A 17,833-nucleotide genomic window follows, 5' to 3' on the forward strand; every position below is an offset into this window, starting at 1 on the left:
CTTGGTAAAATAACTTCAATATAATCATTAATAATCTTAGAAAACCAACAAAAATCAATTTGCTAACGTCCAAACCTATCGCTACATACGTATATAACCATGATATACGACGAATAATTTAACAATAAATGTTAATAATTGATTGAAATCATTATTTTCGTATATTAACATAAATTAACACTAAAACTATTAAAATGAAAAAAGTTGTATTAAGTTTAGCACTTGTTGCTGTATTAGGATTATCATTTACATCATGTAGAGAAACTGCTGAAAAGGCTGAAGACGCTGTAGAAAACGCTGCAGACAAAACAGGAGATGCTTTAGAAGATGCTGGTAACGCCATAGACGAGACTATTGAAGATGCAGGTGATGCTTTAGAAGATGCAGGCGATGCTGTAGAAGACAGTATTGATGATGCTAAAGAAGCTACTGGTGATGCTTTAGATAACGCTAAAGAAGGTGCAGAAAACATGGCTAATGATGCAAAAGATGCCGCTAATAATGCGATTGAAGGAGCAAAAAAAGCTGGTAATGACGCCGTAGATTCAGCGAAAAAAACTGGTAGCGATGCTGTTAATAAAGCAGCTGACAAAGTTAAAGGTATGTAATACCAAACTTTCCTAAAATAAAAAGAGCTTGATTTTTATCAAGCTTTTTTTTATGTCTTATTTTTAAAATTCTGTTTGAGAGGATTCACTTAATTTTAATTCACTAGGAACAATTATCGTTTGTAATTTTAAAGAATCATCTTTAATATTATCAATTAATAGTTTTGTAGATATCTCACCAATTTTATGAGCTTTTTGATGAATGATTGAGATTTTTGGACTTGATAATAATTGGGTATGCTCGTAACCAAAACCAACTACAGATAAATCTTTAGGAATATCTTTTCCTAATTTTTTAGCCATATTAATGGCCACAATTCCTGTAAGGTGATCTATAGATAGAATAGCGTCTATGGATTTATTAGCTTTTAAATAGTTATATATTAGCTTTTCAACATCACTATCTAAGGCATTATCTAATTTTAAAATATTAGTTTTTAGATTATGATCCTCTAAAGCCTTTGTATATCCACTTATTCTAAGTTGACCAACACTAAGCTCCTCAATATTACTGACTAAAAGAATATTCTTACGCTGTTCCTTTATTATTAAATGCTCCGCAGCTTCATATACCGATTGAAAATCATCTACAATCACTTTATTACATTCAATATCATCAACCACCCTATCAAACATTAAAACAGGAAGCTTACTTTTTATTGCAGATTTTATATGATCCGTTTGCTCCTTTACTTGACTCTCTCTTGCGACAGCTATAATAAACCCATCAACACTTCCATTAGCTAATAAATCTAAGCTTCGTTTTTCTTTATGCAAGGTTTCATTAGACAAACAAACAATAATATCGTAATCATTATTAGTGGCTGTTTTTTCAATACCGTGTAAGACTTCAGCAAAAAACGGATTCGTTACCGTTGGAAGAATAACACCAATAATTTTAGTTTTATTTGTTTTTAATTGTTGTGCTATTCTGTTAGGCTTATAGTTTAATTTATCTGCCAATTCATTAACACGTTTTTTAGTGTTATCACTAATTTCGTGGCTATCGTTTAAAGCTTTGGATACTGTTGAAATTGAAAGATTCAATAGCTTTGCTAATTCCTTTAATGTTGTCATGATTTTACTATTTTATGTCTAACAAATAAATTGTTTATCGCCTTTAATATTTATTTTATTTTGATGCCTAGATCCATATTTTGATTAAAATTTCTATCAATACAGAAGTATAGTACTAAATGATATCACACCTCTTCCTTCTTCCCTTTAATTGACAATGCCAATCCATTATCGAATAAAACCGACTCACTTTATAGTTATTAAAATGAAATTATCAATCAATCCATCCATTCTCGAGATTAAGCCACTATGCAATGACTGTATCTGATTCAACCAATACTGTAGCCGTCCCAATATAGTCCTCAAACTCGTCATTATTCTATGACATTTAGGTAATTTATCTTATAAGAACTTGGATAATCATTCACAGCAAAGTTAATTGTTCTTTTTAATCTACTTTAATGTAGACAAAAATTATCGTTTATAAACCAAGTATCCTAACGTTAATTTAAAGAAAAAGCATGTTTATAAGATATAAACACGCTTTTAACTAAGATTGATTTATTGCTATTAATCTCATTCTTTTATAAGCTTCACACTTTTTGAACCCTTCACACCTTCAACTCTTGCAAAATAAACACCAGATTTTAATGTTGACGAATCAATTACAGCATCAGTTGCATTTGGTTTTAAAACACGCACTTGCTTACCTAAAATATCATATACAGTAATAGAATTTATTGTTGTATTACTTTCAACATTCCAGTTATTTCTCTTTGGGTTAGGAAACATCTTAACAGCCGTTGCTTTAAAATCATTTGTTCTTAAGACACAATCATCACCAACTTGGTCAGCAAAATATTTAGTTTCCCATTGCCTGCCTGCGTATGCAAATTAACATGCGTAAGTCACATCTTCATCAATAATTAAATCATCTATCATTGCTGAAACCATATATTTCCAAGACTAATCATAAGGAATTCAGCAAAAGGAGATTACCTCCATAAGTAAACAACAATACCAAATTTATCATCAAGTTATTACAATGTAACTTCTACACGAGCAGCTGTAGTAAGAAAAGCATAGTTATAACCCGCTCTAAAATCTACAGGTAAAGTAAATTCAGAATGGATAAATATATGAGATGCTCGAGCAATATCATCTATTACATAAGTTCCAACTGCTGTAATTACAGAACCAAAATCAATAAAAACACCCATCTTTGCATAACCACCAAGACCTGCAGAAAATTTAATAAAATATCTTTTCCTTGATCACATCTATAACACAATGTTAAGGTTCGAATACCCGAAAACACCAGGATTAAAAGGGAGTGGTATCGCTCTAAGAATAGCTGTTGTATCGCTTTTTTTTAAATAAAATATTATATACTTCTAAGAAATTAGACCCATTATTTGTAACCAAGACATTAGAAATAAAGACAAGAATAGCATTTATCAAAGGCGTCATAAATATATTTAGACAAACCCCAACAATCCCTTTTATTAAAGAGTTTAAAACAAAAAAAGCCGAAACTTTCGTTTCGGCTTTTCAACAGTACTGAAGACGGGAGTACAATTGAACAAAAAGCTTAGTTTCCTAGACTCCTTAAAACCAACAAGACACACCACAAAACCAACAGCCACAAAGGCTTAACCAATAAGATTAAGTTTGTTTTAGATTGTAATAATTTGCATTAATTTGTATTCTACCGTACATTTACCGTACAACTTATTAAATAAGCAAAAACATAAATATGGCTACAGTCAATTTTTTATATCGATCCAAGAAAGAAAGTGCTCCCTTAAACATTCGACTGCTATACAGAGCAAAGAATAAAGATTATATCATTGGAGGAAAAATAAAATATGTGGTCACGAAATCTTATTGGAATAAAAAGCACTTTTTAACCAGAACAAGGGATGCTAAAACTCAACAAGAACAAAACAAGGTTAGAAATGCTCTACACGAAATTGAACAACATATATTAAAATCTTTTAATAACACTCATGTTGATGCTGTTAATAAAGAATGGCTAAAACTTCAAATAGACAACTACTATAAGGCTGAAATAAATGAAACATCAAAAGACAACTCCCTGTCCTCGTATTTTAACACATATACAGAACAAAAAAAGAATGACATTACATTAAGTAGCATAAAAAAATATGATGTGGTCAGAAACTTAGTCATACGTTATCAGAACAGCATTAATACCAAAATAAAAATTGAAGATGTTGACTTAAACTTTAAGACGAGCTTTGAAGCATACTGTAATAATGAGAACTATGCTCATAACACTATTGCGAAAGCACTTAGAACAATAAAAACAGTGTGTAATCATGCAAAAATCAATGGTTTCAAAGTAAGCCACCAACTTGACGCTATTAAACCTAGGTTCAAAAAAGTTTCAAATATTTATTTATCATTTGATGAATTAGAAAGAATTGAGAATATTGATGATGATAAATTAACGGAAAGCTTAGCTAATGCTAGAGACTGGTTAATTATAAGTTGTTATATAGGACAACGAATTTCTGACTTTATGAATTTTAATAAAAAAATGATCAGGGTGGAAAAAGGGAAACATTTAATTGAGTTCACCCAGAAGAAGACAAATAAAATCATGACCGTTCCGTTGCATCAAAAGATTTTGAAAATACTCGAAAATCGAGAAGGTAACTTTCCACGGCCAATCTCAGATCAGAAGTACAATAAGTATATTAAAGATGTCTGTGAGTTAGCAAAAATCAATGAATCAGTCTATAGCAGTGTTAAGAAAGAAACTAAAGAAGGAAGTAAAATATATCGAAAAGTATTTGATAATTACAAAAAACATGAATTAGTATCATCACATATTGGAAGGCGTAGTTTCGCAACGAATTTCTACGGAACAATACCTACTTCACTTTTAATATATGCAACAGGACACAGCTCTGAAGCTATGTTTTTACAATACATAGGAAAGAGTAATAAAGATATGGCAATGGAATTAACAAATTATTTTTAACATGTACGAATACATTAATAAATTACAAATGCAACTAGAATTTTTAAAAAGTTGCTTCTTAATAGATAGACACTTTAATCAACACACAGCTAATTATGAAATTCTAGAACATGACGATCTAATAAATGAATTCTTAAACTGTCATAAACTAAGAAGCTCATTAATTGAAACAGATATAAAAAACAATAAGCATTTGCTTCAAATAATTAAACTATGCAATTCATTAATATACATTTACGACAAAGAACTAGTCAACTTCACCAAGCAAAAACTACCTAAGCATAAGCGTAGTGATGAGATGAATGAGAGTCCTGAGGAACTATCATTTCTTATAGATAAATATTTAGATTTTTGGATTGTTTCCGTAAGTGATTTCGATATATTCCCAGAATATTACAAGATTAAATACAAGGAAACTACTGAGTGTTTTACAACCGAGGAGATTAGATTAAAACTTGACGAAATTATAGAAACAATAACTTTTTTTCATGAAGATTTAAACAAATATTCAATTGACACTAATTTATATGAAGATGTTTTTTATGCAAAATACTCGCACTACAGCCCATGGAATGAATCAGGATTAAAGGAAGATGAGTTTGAACCAATAATTGATAAATTAAAATACGAAAAAGCAAATTTAAACACTTGGGACTTAAATTTCGCTTCATTAACGGCTCCTGACACTACTGACAAATTTGAAAATCCCACCTATAGGCATCCGAAATTAAATCCTTTTGCAAATGACTATGCAAGAAAGTTGTTCTTAAAGCTTCATGACAGATACAAAGATGAAAAAATGTACAGTAATGCAAATTATAGCTTTATCTATTACGCAATGAAGAATGACGCTTTAATTAATAGCTCAGGAGTTTATTTCATTGACTACTTGGCATCTATAGATATATTGATTGATAGAATTGATAGTAGGCAATCAGGATCCAATAAAAGAACTCCCTTTTATGAAGAGTGCAAAACGTCAATGCACATAAATTGAAAGACATAATTCTAAAAAGAGTCTAACTACCAGGTGTTTAAAATCACCAAAATTATATTACGCTATTTATGTGTTATAAATAGCGCATAATCGCGCTATAATTAACACACTTCACTTCCGAATTTTGGCCAATATTAATAAACAAACTACGCCAAAATGAAAGAAAAATTTATCATTCAGGAAATTTCACCTGAACAATTCTCAACTATGCTATCTGAGAATATCAAAGACCAAATCGAACAATTAATTAATGAACTTTCGTTAAAAAAATCGGTTGATGAATTATTGACACGAGAAGAAGCCTGTGAGCTTCTGAAAATAAATTCCTCAACATTATGGAGTTGGACAAAAAAAGGAAAATTACTATCTCATGGTATTGCCAACAGAAGGTATTATAAAAAAGAGGAATTACTTAAAGCTTTAACCCCCTTAAAAAGCTAACCTACCCACAGTAATATAAAAAAAAGAGTTAAATATTAGATATTCTATTCAACACCAAGACAATGTGCTTCACCCCCTTGATTTGAATAGAAGATACTAACTCTTTCACTCCTTATAAACACTCTTAAATATCAAATTAAGTCAGTATGCATCATCTATTTTTTAGATATGCCTAATTACTTAATACACTCAATTTAAATATAATACCATGAAAAATGAATTCATAAACATACGAATATCATCAGATTTTAAAGCTGATTTGGAAATACTTTCCAACACAAAAGGCATTTCACTATCCAATTTAGGTAGAGAAGCATTAAACGAATATTACAACAATACGCCAGTTAATGAATCTACAAAAACTAACCTTAACAATGACCAACTCATACAGTCATTAGCATTTACAGAATTTATATTTTGGATCTATGAAAAAAAGAATAATCCGATAATATCTGAAATGGATTATTTTTACAAGCAACACCTATCACTTATCGAAGAAATGAAGACTCACCCTAGATTCGACATTAAAATATTAAGTGAATTTAACAAGATAAAAGTTGAAATCGAAGACAAACTGAAAGGCTTCAAGGATTATCCAGAAGTATTCCTGTTTCCCACAGAGAATCATGAAACTTCTTTTAACTATTCACTCCTAGCAGATTTCATGTACAACATAAGATACACAAAATTTGGAGCGCAAGATTTATTCATTAAATAGTTATGGAATATTTAAATCATGAAATAATCAGTGCCGAGTTACAAAATTTAACTAAATCTAATTTAGAAAAATCTCGAGATCTATTATCTAGTATAATCAATAAGCTTCCTAATGAATATAGCGATCTTATTGAAAGTACTTTTCTATATAAACGCGTTCCAAAGGAATATATGCTATGCTCAATCTTGTTTACAGTGAGCACTTCCGTAGGACTTACATTTTATTTACAAGCATTAGGCTACAGAAATTATGCTAACCTATATTTCACCATAATAGGTAGTCGTGGTGACGCCAAGACAGAAGCTATGAAAATAGCCACTAAACCAATAAAACTCATAGATGACAAATTTTATAATAATCATTTAATAGATGTAAGTAATACAAGTTCAGAAGAAGATACTCCAAAACGAAAACAAGTATTAGTACAAAATGCAACAATAGAAGCTGCACACAAAATCCACTCAGATAACCCCAACTCTGTTGGCATTTTGATTGATGAAATATTTGCATTAGTTGAAAAAATGGGAAATCCAAATAGTAGAGATGGTATAGCCTGGAGGAATTTTTTATTAGAAGGCTACACCAATGGATATATTGACATAGCCAGAAAGACTTCAGAGAGTTTTAGAATAAATGAGTCGTGCCCAACCCTTTTAGGTGGCTTGCAACATCAATTTATCCCTAAACTTATTGCTAATGGAAATTTAGAAAGCGGTTTTATAGATAGACAGTTATTTACTCCTAAACTAACGAACAATCCAAAACTACATAAAGGTAATGCAGATGTGAAAATCATGGAAAACTACAAAAAGTCCATTAAAAACATGTTAGATTATAAATTTCAATCTGAACAAGACTACGAAGAAATAAAACAATTTGAGATAAGGATGACGGACAAAGCTCATGAACGACTTTTCCAATACACACAAGACCTTATAGATAGGCAATCTAAGGCTAAACCAATTATAAAAGAGTACATCTCAAAAATGCAAATATCCATACATAAGTTATGTATAAATGTATTTATGATGTTTCACTCCCATAAATCTGAATTTAGACAACCTTTAACGCTAGAAAATATGGAATTAGCCATTTCTTTAAATGAGTTTTATCTAATGAATTTTAGAATTGTTTTAGATGATAATATCAATTCAGAAACAAAAGAACCAACAGCAGAGGATATTATAAAAGTTGCTAAAAGAAATAACTCTTCACAAAAGGCAGTAATTGAAGTAACGGGACTTCATAAAGGTACTATTTCTAAAAAGTGGAATAAAGTCTAATCGACAACTGGCAACTCACAACAATAGTTTACAGCATCATAAAACCATAACCATCAAACATATATGATGATTATTTAAAAAGTTGCAAGTTGCCAGTTGTTTTAAAAAAAATCCAAAATGTTACAAAAAATTGAATTAAACCTATCATTTGACACAAAACGGTATAGAAATATTATCACTCCATGTTGCCAAAGCAACAATAATGATGGGAAATTTGTGAACTACAAACAACTACCCCCTATTTATGGGTATTGTCATTCATGCGGCAAAGCAACACTTCCATCTACACGGTATAAAGACAATTTTGGAAATGAATTTATCTGGAATGATATTACTAAAAAAATGGAACCATCCGTCACACAATTGTATGACAACAATGTATTACAAACGTATGACAAACATTACAAGTCGTGTAATACATTGTCATACAAAATCAAAACGGACATTAAATATATTGATTTTAAGAAAGTTATTCTGTGTTATGAGAACATTGCAGAGAATAATCTATTAAAATATTTACGCAATAAGTATGGTAATGCAAAAACTGATTTGGTAAAAAAAATGTATTACATAGGCACAACAAAAGATTTAGGTACTGTTTTCTGGAATATTAATCGTGACACAAAAGCCCAAAAAGCGAAAGTATCATATTACAAGCCAAATGGCAAAAGAACAAAATACTTTAAAGTTCCTTATAAAAACCAAAACGGTTATTATAGCTGCTTATTTGGAGAACATCTATTAGATATAGCTGAAAATAAAGACAAAGCCGTTATGCTTGTTGAGAGTGAAAAAACAGCTATTGTATGCGCAATGCATTTGACTGAATATGTTTGGCTGGCCTATGGCGGAATTACAGCACTCACAATCGACAAAATGCAAGTATTAGCTAAAAGAAAAGTTATTCTTATTCCAGATATGAGCGAGAAAGCAGTTAAAATAATGGCTGAAAAAGTTCTTAAATTTAAAACTCTAGGTATCGATGCTAAACTTTGGGACTTAACATCTGGAAAAACGGATAAAGAGCTTAAAGATAGTAATTGGTATAATTGCGATTTAGAGGACGTGTTTAGACGAAGCGGAAACATATAATACATGAAAAATTAAGAGTATTGTATTGTTTTTTTCAAGCCTATTAGCCTTGTCATAAAAATAATCAGGAATATTACAGCACACATGCTTATATTGATATTCTATTTTTAAATAGCTTATTTGAAAACTTTAATTCTTAATTGCTGATATTTATAACAGTCCCCAAATAAATGCCTTCTTGCTATAAGAAAGTTATTATTCGTCTTTAGAAAGATCATTAAATCTGTACAATGTTATTCTTAATTATAAATAAGTTATTGATTTGATTTTTGGACATTGAAGGAGAAATATAATAGTTATCTATATCATTATTTTGATAAAGCAAATAAGATATTTTATTATTAGAATAAAGGATTAAAATATTATGATTTGCAAACTGTAACATAAAACCATCTTTGGGCTTTACTGCGAATACTTTAATCGAATAATTATATAATGCAGCATAAGATTCGATTGTATTGTTAAATTCAAACCCTACCCAATTATTATTAAAATTGATTGCATTAAAAGAAATAGACACTATAGCATCATTTACTTCTAAACAAATTGACTGTTGCTTTTAACTTGAGCAATGCTTATCTTGGCTAAACACATTAGCACGATAAAGTATAAAAAGAATTATTAATGATTGTTTTAACATGAGTATTAATATAATTTACTTTAGTGTAATTGAGGCCAAGTGAAGGATAAGTAAATATTTTACATAATAACACATATAAAGAAGAAAACACAAAAACTTAGACTAAGCGTTCCCTTGAAAGGTTTTTACCTTATAACTAAGCAAGCATTATGTAATACAGCTTTGAGTTAGTTTGGTAGCGGAATATTGGTTCTGGAGTTAGCAATGGCTCTTTGTTTTTCAGGGTACTTATTTAATAAAATAACTATTTTAAATAAAACAAGCAATGTGCCATTATAGCGTTGGCTACAACTATTATGACATAAAACCAACAATGTGGTGGCGCGCGGAACAACACAAAAGACAGAGGGTTTTTACTTTTTCGTAAAAAACTGGGTTTTGGGTTGTGGGGAATTTTTAGTTATCTGACCAATATTCTATTTTACTAGGGTTTAAAACTAATTTAGACATTCTTTCGATATTGAATGTCCTATCTTCTTCCCTCATATAGCAATAACCAACAACACATAATGAATTACCAACTGTTTTAAACTCTGATGGTTTTATTGTTCTTAAACTCTGAACACCACCATCAAATTGAATTGATTTATGATAAGAGAACTTAATATCTAAATTTGAACTAATAGCAATATTAATATACTCTTTAATTATGCTAATTTTTGTTGAATTTATTTTTCTTTCAGATTTTTTTAACTCTTTAGTTGTGTAATTTATTAGTTTATTTTTAAAAGTAATTGCTATTTCATTATCTGGACTTACTTCTAATTCTTTATTAATATATTCAAATGACAACCCTATTTTTTTCTTTTTGAAATAAGCAACAGACAGAAAATAATTTATATATTTTTGATTTGGCTTCTGCTGATTATAATAATTCCAAGAATCAATTGCTTCATCAAATTCATTTAGCTTTAGAAATACTAAAGCTTGCCCAAAAAAAGCAATAGCATTTGTATTATCTAAACTTATCGAATTTGAAAAATGTTCTTTTGCTTCTTTAAATTGTTCATTTTGTTGATATGCTCTTGCTAAATTGTATTGGACTTTAGCATTGTCACTTTGAATTTCTAATGACTTTAAATAGTATTTAATGGCATTTTCATAATCTTTTTTATTTGATAATTCGTCAGCAACTGTTGTTAAATCTTCAGCTTCAATTTTTTTAGTATAATTACAATAATGAGAATTATTACAGGCATAAAAATACCCGTAAGGACCTTTTCTTTCAATTAATTTACCATTATCACACCAAGCACATTTTAAAGATGTTATAGGTTCATTTGCCTCAATTTCTGTAACAAATTTTGAAGGATATTCATAACTTGATAAAATATGAACGTGTTTTTTTGCTCTTGTCATTGCGACATAAAACAAACGTCTTTCTTCTCCATTTGGAAATTGGTCTGCTTTCGATAATAAGAAGTTTAACAAAGGATCATCAGATATTTCAGAAGGGAAGCCATAAGTTCCTGAATTTCCATTTAGGATAATAATATAATCTGCTTCTAAACCTTTTGATGTATGTACTGTAAGAAAGTTTATTTTAAGATTGTGATTGTTTTTAAATATGTAGTCGTAATTATTGTTTAGCTTATTGTATTGTTTTGAGATATGTTGAGAATCATTTATAATAAGTTTTTCAAAATCATAACGCCCTAAAAGTAATATTGAAACTTTATTATCTTTTTCCTTCTCATTAATTACATCAAGAGCTTTATTTAACACTTTATGTGCCTCATTACCATTTCTTTCTGCATCATTATATTTGTGAATTGTTAATGGATTTAATTTTGATTGCTTATTACTTTTTAAGGATTTTTCAATTTGATTTGGGTTTTTTAATATAAAGTTACTTGAAAGGTCAATAAGTTTATTATCAAACCTATATGTATGTTCTATATAAGACTTGTTTGTTTTTCTTTTAAATCCTGAAATAGTAGAGGTTTCAAAATATTCTGAAAAGCCTGTAAAGACGCCTATATCACTACCAGAAAAACGATAAATAGATTGCCAATCATCACCAACACAAAACAATTTAGTATCAGGTTTTTGGTCTAATAATGCTTTAATTAATTGGTATCTTGATTGCGATATATCTTGAAATTCATCAATGATAATGTATTTGAAAGGGGATGAAAATTGATTATTTGAAATTAGAGTTGTAGCCATATTAATCATATCACTAAAATCAATTTCATTATGTTCTTTTAAATAGTTTTTATAATTCTTTAAAATAGGTTCAAATAAGTTTAAAAATAACGTTGCCCTCTGGTTATCCTCCTGTTTAGCTCTAAATATAAGATTACTAATAGATTCATTATTAGATTTAAACAATACTAAAAAGGTGTTCAGTAACTGTGTAAACTTATCTATATCTTCAGGTGTATTTTCTTGTATGTAATCCCAAAGTTCATCATCTGACATTGGGTTAAATTCTACACCTTCATCCTCTAACTTATCCTGTAGATTAGATAATAAAATTCCTTTTTTCTGTTCCCAAGAATACGTTTCAACAAGTGTAGTACCATTATATTGATGTTCATTTCTTTTCCAAGCAATACCATCATTATAAACTTGTTTAGCAGATATACCTTCTTTTCCCTTAAACCAAGATGGAACATTATTATTTTCATCAATACCAAAATGTTCTATATATATATTGTAATCAGGTAAATAGAAATCAGGTTTATATTGTCCGAACTTTTTACTTGCTGTTTTGTATTGGTAACTTTCTTCGTATTTGTATTCAATATTGTTTCTAAATAAAAAATTTGCAATCAGTACTTCTTCTTGACTTTTAAATCTTTCTCGATACTTTATATCTACACCATCTTTAGTTTTTCTCTTTACAATTTTATACCCTTCAAGTTTTTGCTCTTTTAGATAGTTTTGATGTTCTGCATCAGATTTAAAATCGTGAATGTCTTTATATGGTTTTAGGTAATATGCTAAAAAGTCTATAAGGTTATTGAAATAAGTATCATTAGATTTAGCATCGGAAATAAAGGAAGAAAGTAGTTGTAAAATTTCTTTTTGAGATAAACCAAAAATAGATGGTTTCTCATTCGTAGATTCTGCAATAATATCTAATCCTAATTTGTGAAATGTTTTTACAGGTAGCGAAATATCCATTTTCTTTTGGATTCTTTCTGCCATTTCATCAGCAGATTTACGAGTAAAAGAAATAAGTAATATTTCTTTAGGATTGACTTTTAACCTTTTAGTTAAATATTGAACTTTACCAGCTATTGTTAGTGTTTTACCAGAACCTGCACCTGCAATTATTAAATTATTATCTTCATTTACAACTACTGCATTTCGTTGTTGCTCGTCTAAAGATTTACCTTCAACATCACTTAATAATTCATCAACCTTTTCAAGTTCATTGGAAACAAAGATGTTGTTTCTAACCTTAATTAAATCCTCAAAATTTGAGTATTCAGAAATAAACGTATCAATAAGTGTTATTTCTTCCTGAAAGTCTGGTAAGTCCTTATAATCAGTAATCTTTAGTTTATTAAATAAAGCTGTATAATTAGATTTAAAGTTAAACAAATCATAATTAGATAAGTACTTTCTTTTATTACGGAATTTATCAAAATCAATATTGAATTGCTTGATTTCGGTTAATTGTTTTTGAAGGCTTTTTTTAAGTTTTTCGCATTTTAGTAAATACTCTGCTCTGCGTAGACTTGCTTCCTCTTCAAGTTTTTTTTTCTTTTTAGCATTTGTATAAGCTGAAACAGAAATAGCTGTTAAAGCAATACTACCAACTACAATATAACCTATCATTCAAATACTTTTTTCTTAAAAAATTCTAATTATCAACCCCATTAATAAAAGTTTTTACGAAGTCTTTTATTTTTTCTGTGATTCTGGTGCTTATTGATTCTCTTTGTAAGACACTTGGTTGTTTTTCTAATGCTTCTATTACTTCATCTTCTGTTGCCATTCTTCCTGTGAAAAGAAAATCGTTTATGATGTCTTCTACTTTATCTTGTTTTAATGCTTCTGCTGTACTTAAATCTTGTAAAGCTTTTTTAGTTTCTTCTTGCCAATAGGTTTTAAATTCATCTTCAATAGCTTCACTATCGTTTATTTTAGGAAGATTATTTTGAATAAACTTTTCTATTAAAACTCGTTTACTTCTTAATTCAGATTCTCCAGCTATTAAATCTATAATTTGTTTTTTCTGTTTTGCTTGGTCTTTTGGTTTTGCATCTTTTAATTGTGTTAATAGCTTCATTATGTAGGCTACATTAATTTCATCACGATGTATTAATTCTAATTCAAAATCAATTTCATCTAAGATAGATACTGTTTCCTTTTGGTTATTTGTTTTTATCTTATCGTAAAGGTCTAAATATTTACTTGTGTAATCTGCAAACTCTTGGTCTTTCATATACGTATCATCAAATGAAAATTCTACAAATGATGATAATATATTTTTTAATCGCATTATTTCTCTGAATGCTTTAGCAAATTCTAATTCATCTTCTTCAGTAACTAAATCGTTTACACTATCTACAGTTGGCGCAATAGCCATTAATACTTTATAAGCTTCATTAAATTTCGTTATTTGCTCGTTGTATGGTGCTATAATTATAGTTTCTTGAGCATTTTTATCAGAAAACAAAGCGATAGCATCGTCGGTGTTTTGTTTTAGATTACGGAATGCTAAAATATTCCCTTGTGATTTCTTTTCGTTTAAGATTCTATTAGTACGAGAGTATGCCTGTATTAATCCGTGATAGTTTAAGTTTTTATCTACATATAACGTGTTTAAAGCCTTACTATCAAAACCTGTAAGAAACATATTAACGACTAATAATATGTCAATCTGCTTGTTCTTAACACGTTTAGAAATGTCTTTTTTATAGTTTAGAAATGCATTACCATCTTTAGCTGATTGTTTAGTACTAAACTGTTTATTGTAATCTGCTATAAATTCATCTAACTTATCTCTTGTGTGTTTATTTACAGGTGCATCATCATTTACATCTTCTTCTTCTATTTGACCGTTTGCATCCTTATCTGGTTCATTTACGTTATAAGAAAAGATAGTTGCAATATTTAAACGGTGTTCGCCTGCTTCTTTTTTAGCCTTTAATAACTCGTAATATTTGATTAGAATATCTACACTACTTACACAAAACATTGCTGTAAATGTTCTGTGGTGTGTTTTACGATTGTGATTTGCTATTATGTAATTTGTAATCGTATTTAAATAATCATCACTTTCATAGACTTCTTGCTTGTTTATATCTTCTACCTTAGTATCATCGACACCTTCTTTAGATTTAAAAACATTGTAATACTCTATTGAGAATTTTAATACATTTTCATCTCTAATAGCATCTGTAATTACGTATTGATGTAAACACTCGTGAAATAGGTTTGCAGTTGTTTGTTTGATACTTTTTTTACTAATGGCATTTTTTACAAATATTGGTGTTCCTGTAAAACCAAATAATTGGTGATTAGTAAAGAAGTTTACAATACGTTTGTGTGTATCACCAAATTGAGAACGATGACATTCATCGAATATAAAAACTACTTTTTCATCTTTTAAAGCTTCAATCTGTTTTCTAAACTTTGCTTTTGAAATAGCGCTATTTAGTTTTTGAATTGTTGTAACTAATAAAGGTCTATTATTATCTAAAAATTGATTGATAAGCATTTTAGTATTATCAGTACCATCAATACTCTCTTTGTCGAATGCTTGAAATTCTCTAACAGTTTGGTCGTCTAAATCTTGTCTGTCTACAACAAAAACCACTTTTTTAATTTTAGGATTGTTTGTTAATATCTGACTTGCCTTAAATGAGGTTAGCGTTTTACCTGAACCTGTAGTATGCCATATATAACCGTTTTTATCAGAATTTTTAACTCTATCTATAATTGATTCTACTGCATAATACTGATAAGGTCTAAGTATCATTAGCTTTTTATCACTTTCGTGTAAAACAGTATACTTTGTAATCATTTTAGCAATATGACAAGGCTCTAAAAAGATACTTGTAAACTTATCTAATTGTGTGATTTTCTTATTCTTTTCATCACTCCAAAAAGATGTAAACTTGAAACTTTGCTTTTGACTATTAGCATAGTATTTGGTATCTACACCATTACTAATTACAAATAATTGTACATAATTAAATAATGCATTGTTAGATGCAAAAGATTCTTTTTGATAGCGTTGTATTTGATTAAATGCTTCTTTAAGTTCAATCCCTCTACGTTTTAATTCTATTTGTACTAATGGCAGACCATTAATAAGAATAGTTACATCGTAACGATTTTCTCTTTTACCATTAATTGTAATTTGATTAGTTACTTGAAATTGATTTTGACACCAGAAGTCTTGATTAATGAACTCTAAATAGGCTTTCTCACCGTTATCTTTATGTAATACATATTTATCTCTTAAAGTTTTAGCTTTATCGAAAATATTACCTTTAGAAAGGTGTATTAATATACGCTCAAACTCGGACGTAGTAAAGGTCATTTTATTATGCTTCTCTAATTGTGATTTTAGATTGCTTAATAAATCTTCTTCCGTTTTTATAACAACAGATTTATGGCCTAATGCTATTAATTGGCTTATTAAATTATTTTCTAATACTTGTTCTGGTTGTGTTGTCAATTGATTAATTTTTAATATATCCAAGAGTAATTAACAATAAAATGTTAATAAAACCTGTTAATAATAAACTATTTTATATATTTGCACTGTTCATCCTACCATATTAGCGAGGATTGAATTACGAAATCCGATACGCCCCGATGTGTACCGGATTTTGCGGTTTAATAGACTTCATCTAATCGCCTGTCATATATTTTTTTTATAGATTCAGGACCCTTATATTTTTTTTCTAAATAGTAAGCTGTTATTAAATAATAGTCTAAACCACTTCTTTGAGGTTCTAAAATGACAATATAATCCTCACTAATGTTATGAATAAATGTACGTATAGTATCCTTACCATTTACTCTAACAACACTACTAAATATTCTTACATCATCCTTAACTTTTTCATCAATATGTGTTAAAATCCAGTGTAATCTTTTTGATCTTTCAAAATCAAAAATATCTCTAGGCTTTAGTTTTACCTTTTTCTTTTCTTTTACAAACTCAGTACGATATGTTAGATGTTTGAATAAGGATTCAACATCATAAACATCTTCTTTTTTTAAAGGTCTAATTATTTTATTTTGAAACTTAAAACTTACATTATCTGCTATATCTCTATCAAATATAGTTTTTAAAGATTGCTTCCTTTCCCATTCGTTAAAATGGTTTATTTCTAAAAATGATTTATATTTTTTTATATAGTTAATTGCCATTTTTTAAATCAATAAAGAATCGGTTAAACTTTTTCTCAGTAACACTTGTTTTTTCAGTTAAAGGCTTACCACACATTTTCTCTATTTTATCAACTATATTGTTTTTTGCTGTTACTTTATTTAACCCTCGTAATTTATAATTAATAGCCCCCATTATCACATCTGTCAATTGTAATAATTCACTTTCGTGAGAACGAATAATTTGTAGGTTTCTAATGTTTAAATAATCTCTTTCTAAATATTTTTTTAAATTACGTGCTTTGATATAAGAATACGTGTCTTTGATGTCTAAAAAAATATTATAAGTAGCATCAGGATGTATTTTTTTATTTAATAGCTGATAGTACATTTTATCATAGAATGTATCGTGATTTTGATTAAAAGCTGCGTGGTCTAATTGAGATTTATCAATGATTATTGTTCTAAAACTTAAAGATTCATTACTAAAAAAATAATCAATAACTTGATTATAAAATGGATATTGTGATTTAGATATTTTACTCCATTTCATTTCACCTCTGTAAAAATGCTCCATTTTCATTTCACGGATATTTTTGTTATGCATTTTTAATAAATGGTAAGGCGTACTTATATAAGAGAGCAACATATAAGGCTGACCATCGTTTTCTATATGAGTACTTTCATCACAATATATATTATAAGTTTTATTCATACTTTAT

At 28.8% G+C, this 17,833-nt stretch carries 14 protein-coding genes; 7 read left to right on the forward strand and 7 right to left on the reverse strand.

Annotation, left to right across the window (positions count from 1 at the left end; genetic code table 11):
- The first annotated feature begins 194 nt into the window (after positions 1-194).
- Positions 195-608 (forward strand): hypothetical protein, encoded by a 414-nt coding sequence (locus ACXGSQ_RS00780; protein WP_458627759.1) that lies wholly within the window; start codon positions 195-197, stop codon positions 606-608.
- A gap of 63 nt (positions 609-671) precedes the next feature.
- Here ACXGSQ_RS00780 and ACXGSQ_RS00785 read toward each other — a convergent pair whose 3' ends face one another.
- From ACXGSQ_RS00785 to ACXGSQ_RS00795, 3 genes are all read right to left on the reverse strand, one after another.
- A complete protein-coding gene (locus ACXGSQ_RS00785) occupies positions 672-1,685 on the reverse strand; it encodes a LacI family DNA-binding transcriptional regulator (RefSeq protein ID WP_458627760.1) in 1,014 nt (337 codons plus the stop codon).
- A 516-nt stretch (positions 1,686-2,201) separates the two neighbouring features.
- On the reverse strand, positions 2,202-2,417 hold the full coding sequence (locus ACXGSQ_RS00790) for a T9SS type A sorting domain-containing protein (RefSeq protein ID WP_458627761.1): 216 nt from the start codon (positions 2,415-2,417) through the stop codon (positions 2,202-2,204).
- 248 nt (positions 2,418-2,665) lie between these two features.
- A complete protein-coding gene (locus ACXGSQ_RS00795; RefSeq protein WP_458627762.1) occupies positions 2,666-2,845 on the reverse strand; it encodes a hypothetical protein in 180 nt (59 codons plus the stop codon).
- Between the two features lie 536 nt (positions 2,846-3,381).
- On the opposite strand from ACXGSQ_RS00795, the gene ACXGSQ_RS00800 reads away from it, so the two are divergent.
- The 6 genes from ACXGSQ_RS00800 to ACXGSQ_RS00825 all read left to right on the forward strand — a co-directional run bounded on the left by ACXGSQ_RS00800 (position 3,382) and on the right by ACXGSQ_RS00825 (position 9,166).
- Positions 3,382-4,635 carry a phage integrase SAM-like domain-containing protein gene (locus tag ACXGSQ_RS00800; RefSeq protein ID WP_458627763.1) on the forward strand — a complete coding sequence of 418 codons (1,254 nt, stop codon included), beginning with the start codon at positions 3,382-3,384 and terminating at the stop codon, positions 4,633-4,635.
- Between the two features lies 1 nt (position 4,636).
- Positions 4,637-5,632, forward strand: a complete 996-nt coding sequence (locus ACXGSQ_RS00805) for a hypothetical protein (RefSeq protein WP_458627764.1) — start codon at positions 4,637-4,639, stop codon at positions 5,630-5,632.
- Between the two features lie 156 nt (positions 5,633-5,788).
- Positions 5,789-6,073 carry a helix-turn-helix domain-containing protein gene (locus tag ACXGSQ_RS00810; protein WP_458627765.1) on the forward strand — a complete coding sequence of 95 codons (285 nt, stop codon included), beginning with the start codon at positions 5,789-5,791 and terminating at the stop codon, positions 6,071-6,073.
- A gap of 208 nt (positions 6,074-6,281) precedes the next feature.
- On the forward strand, positions 6,282-6,791 hold the full coding sequence (locus ACXGSQ_RS00815) for a hypothetical protein (protein WP_458627766.1): 510 nt from the start codon (positions 6,282-6,284) through the stop codon (positions 6,789-6,791).
- Between the two features lie 2 nt (positions 6,792-6,793).
- Entirely contained in the window at positions 6,794-8,074 is a 1,281-nt protein-coding gene (locus tag ACXGSQ_RS00820; RefSeq protein WP_458627767.1) for a DUF3987 domain-containing protein, read from the forward strand.
- Positions 8,075-8,191: 117 nt separating this feature from the next.
- Complete coding sequence (locus ACXGSQ_RS00825; protein WP_458627768.1) at positions 8,192-9,166, forward strand: DUF6371 domain-containing protein; 975 nt, start codon at positions 8,192-8,194, stop codon at positions 9,164-9,166.
- 1,036 nt (positions 9,167-10,202) lie between these two features.
- On the opposite strand, the gene ACXGSQ_RS00830 is transcribed toward ACXGSQ_RS00825, so the two are convergent.
- The 4 genes from ACXGSQ_RS00830 to ACXGSQ_RS00845 all read right to left on the reverse strand — a co-directional run bounded on the left by ACXGSQ_RS00830 (position 10,203) and on the right by ACXGSQ_RS00845 (position 17,826).
- Positions 10,203-13,598, reverse strand: a complete 3,396-nt coding sequence (locus tag ACXGSQ_RS00830) for a UvrD-helicase domain-containing protein (RefSeq protein ID WP_458627769.1) — start codon at positions 13,596-13,598, stop codon at positions 10,203-10,205.
- A 25-nt stretch (positions 13,599-13,623) separates the two neighbouring features.
- Positions 13,624-16,452, reverse strand: coding sequence for a type I restriction endonuclease subunit R (locus tag ACXGSQ_RS00835; protein WP_458627770.1), 2,829 nt, complete (start codon positions 16,450-16,452; stop codon positions 13,624-13,626).
- Between the two features lie 161 nt (positions 16,453-16,613).
- The gene (locus tag ACXGSQ_RS00840; RefSeq protein WP_458627771.1) at positions 16,614-17,153 is read right to left on the reverse strand and encodes a hypothetical protein; all 540 of its coding nucleotides are present in this window, start codon (positions 17,151-17,153) and stop codon (positions 16,614-16,616) included.
- On the reverse strand, positions 17,143-17,826 hold the full coding sequence (locus ACXGSQ_RS00845) for a DUF3800 domain-containing protein (RefSeq protein ID WP_458627772.1): 684 nt from the start codon (positions 17,824-17,826) through the stop codon (positions 17,143-17,145). Before ACXGSQ_RS00845 ends, ACXGSQ_RS00840 begins: the two co-directional genes overlap by 11 nt.
- Positions 17,827-17,833: the final 7 nt, after the last annotated feature.

Source organism: Winogradskyella sp. PC D3.3, from assembly GCF_054366245.1.

Bases quoted from the DNA above. Each gene is read 5' to 3' on its own strand.
- ACXGSQ_RS00780 (WP_458627759.1), top strand. From the start codon at position 195: ATGAAAAAAGTTGTATTAAGTTTAGCACTTGTTGCTGTATTAGGATTA.
- ACXGSQ_RS00815 (WP_458627766.1), top strand. From the start codon at position 6,282: ATGAAAAATGAATTCATAAACATACGAATATCATCAGATTTTAAAGCT.
- ACXGSQ_RS00820 (WP_458627767.1), top strand. From the start codon at position 6,794: ATGGAATATTTAAATCATGAAATAATCAGTGCCGAGTTACAAAATTTA.
- ACXGSQ_RS00790 (WP_458627761.1), bottom strand. From the start codon at position 2,417: ATGTTTCCTAACCCAAAGAGAAATAACTGGAATGTTGAAAGTAATACA.
- ACXGSQ_RS00830 (WP_458627769.1), bottom strand. From the start codon at position 13,598: ATGATAGGTTATATTGTAGTTGGTAGTATTGCTTTAACAGCTATTTCT.
- ACXGSQ_RS00785 (WP_458627760.1), bottom strand. From the start codon at position 1,685: ATGACAACATTAAAGGAATTAGCAAAGCTATTGAATCTTTCAATTTCA.
- ACXGSQ_RS00805 (WP_458627764.1), top strand. From the start codon at position 4,637: ATGTACGAATACATTAATAAATTACAAATGCAACTAGAATTTTTAAAA.
- ACXGSQ_RS00795 (WP_458627762.1), bottom strand. From the start codon at position 2,845: ATGGGTGTTTTTATTGATTTTGGTTCTGTAATTACAGCAGTTGGAACT.
- ACXGSQ_RS00810 (WP_458627765.1), top strand. From the start codon at position 5,789: ATGAAAGAAAAATTTATCATTCAGGAAATTTCACCTGAACAATTCTCA.
- ACXGSQ_RS00800 (WP_458627763.1), top strand. From the start codon at position 3,382: ATGGCTACAGTCAATTTTTTATATCGATCCAAGAAAGAAAGTGCTCCC.
- ACXGSQ_RS00845 (WP_458627772.1), bottom strand. From the start codon at position 17,826: ATGAATAAAACTTATAATATATATTGTGATGAAAGTACTCATATAGAA.
- ACXGSQ_RS00840 (WP_458627771.1), bottom strand. From the start codon at position 17,153: ATGGCAATTAACTATATAAAAAAATATAAATCATTTTTAGAAATAAAC.
- ACXGSQ_RS00825 (WP_458627768.1), top strand. From the start codon at position 8,192: ATGTTACAAAAAATTGAATTAAACCTATCATTTGACACAAAACGGTAT.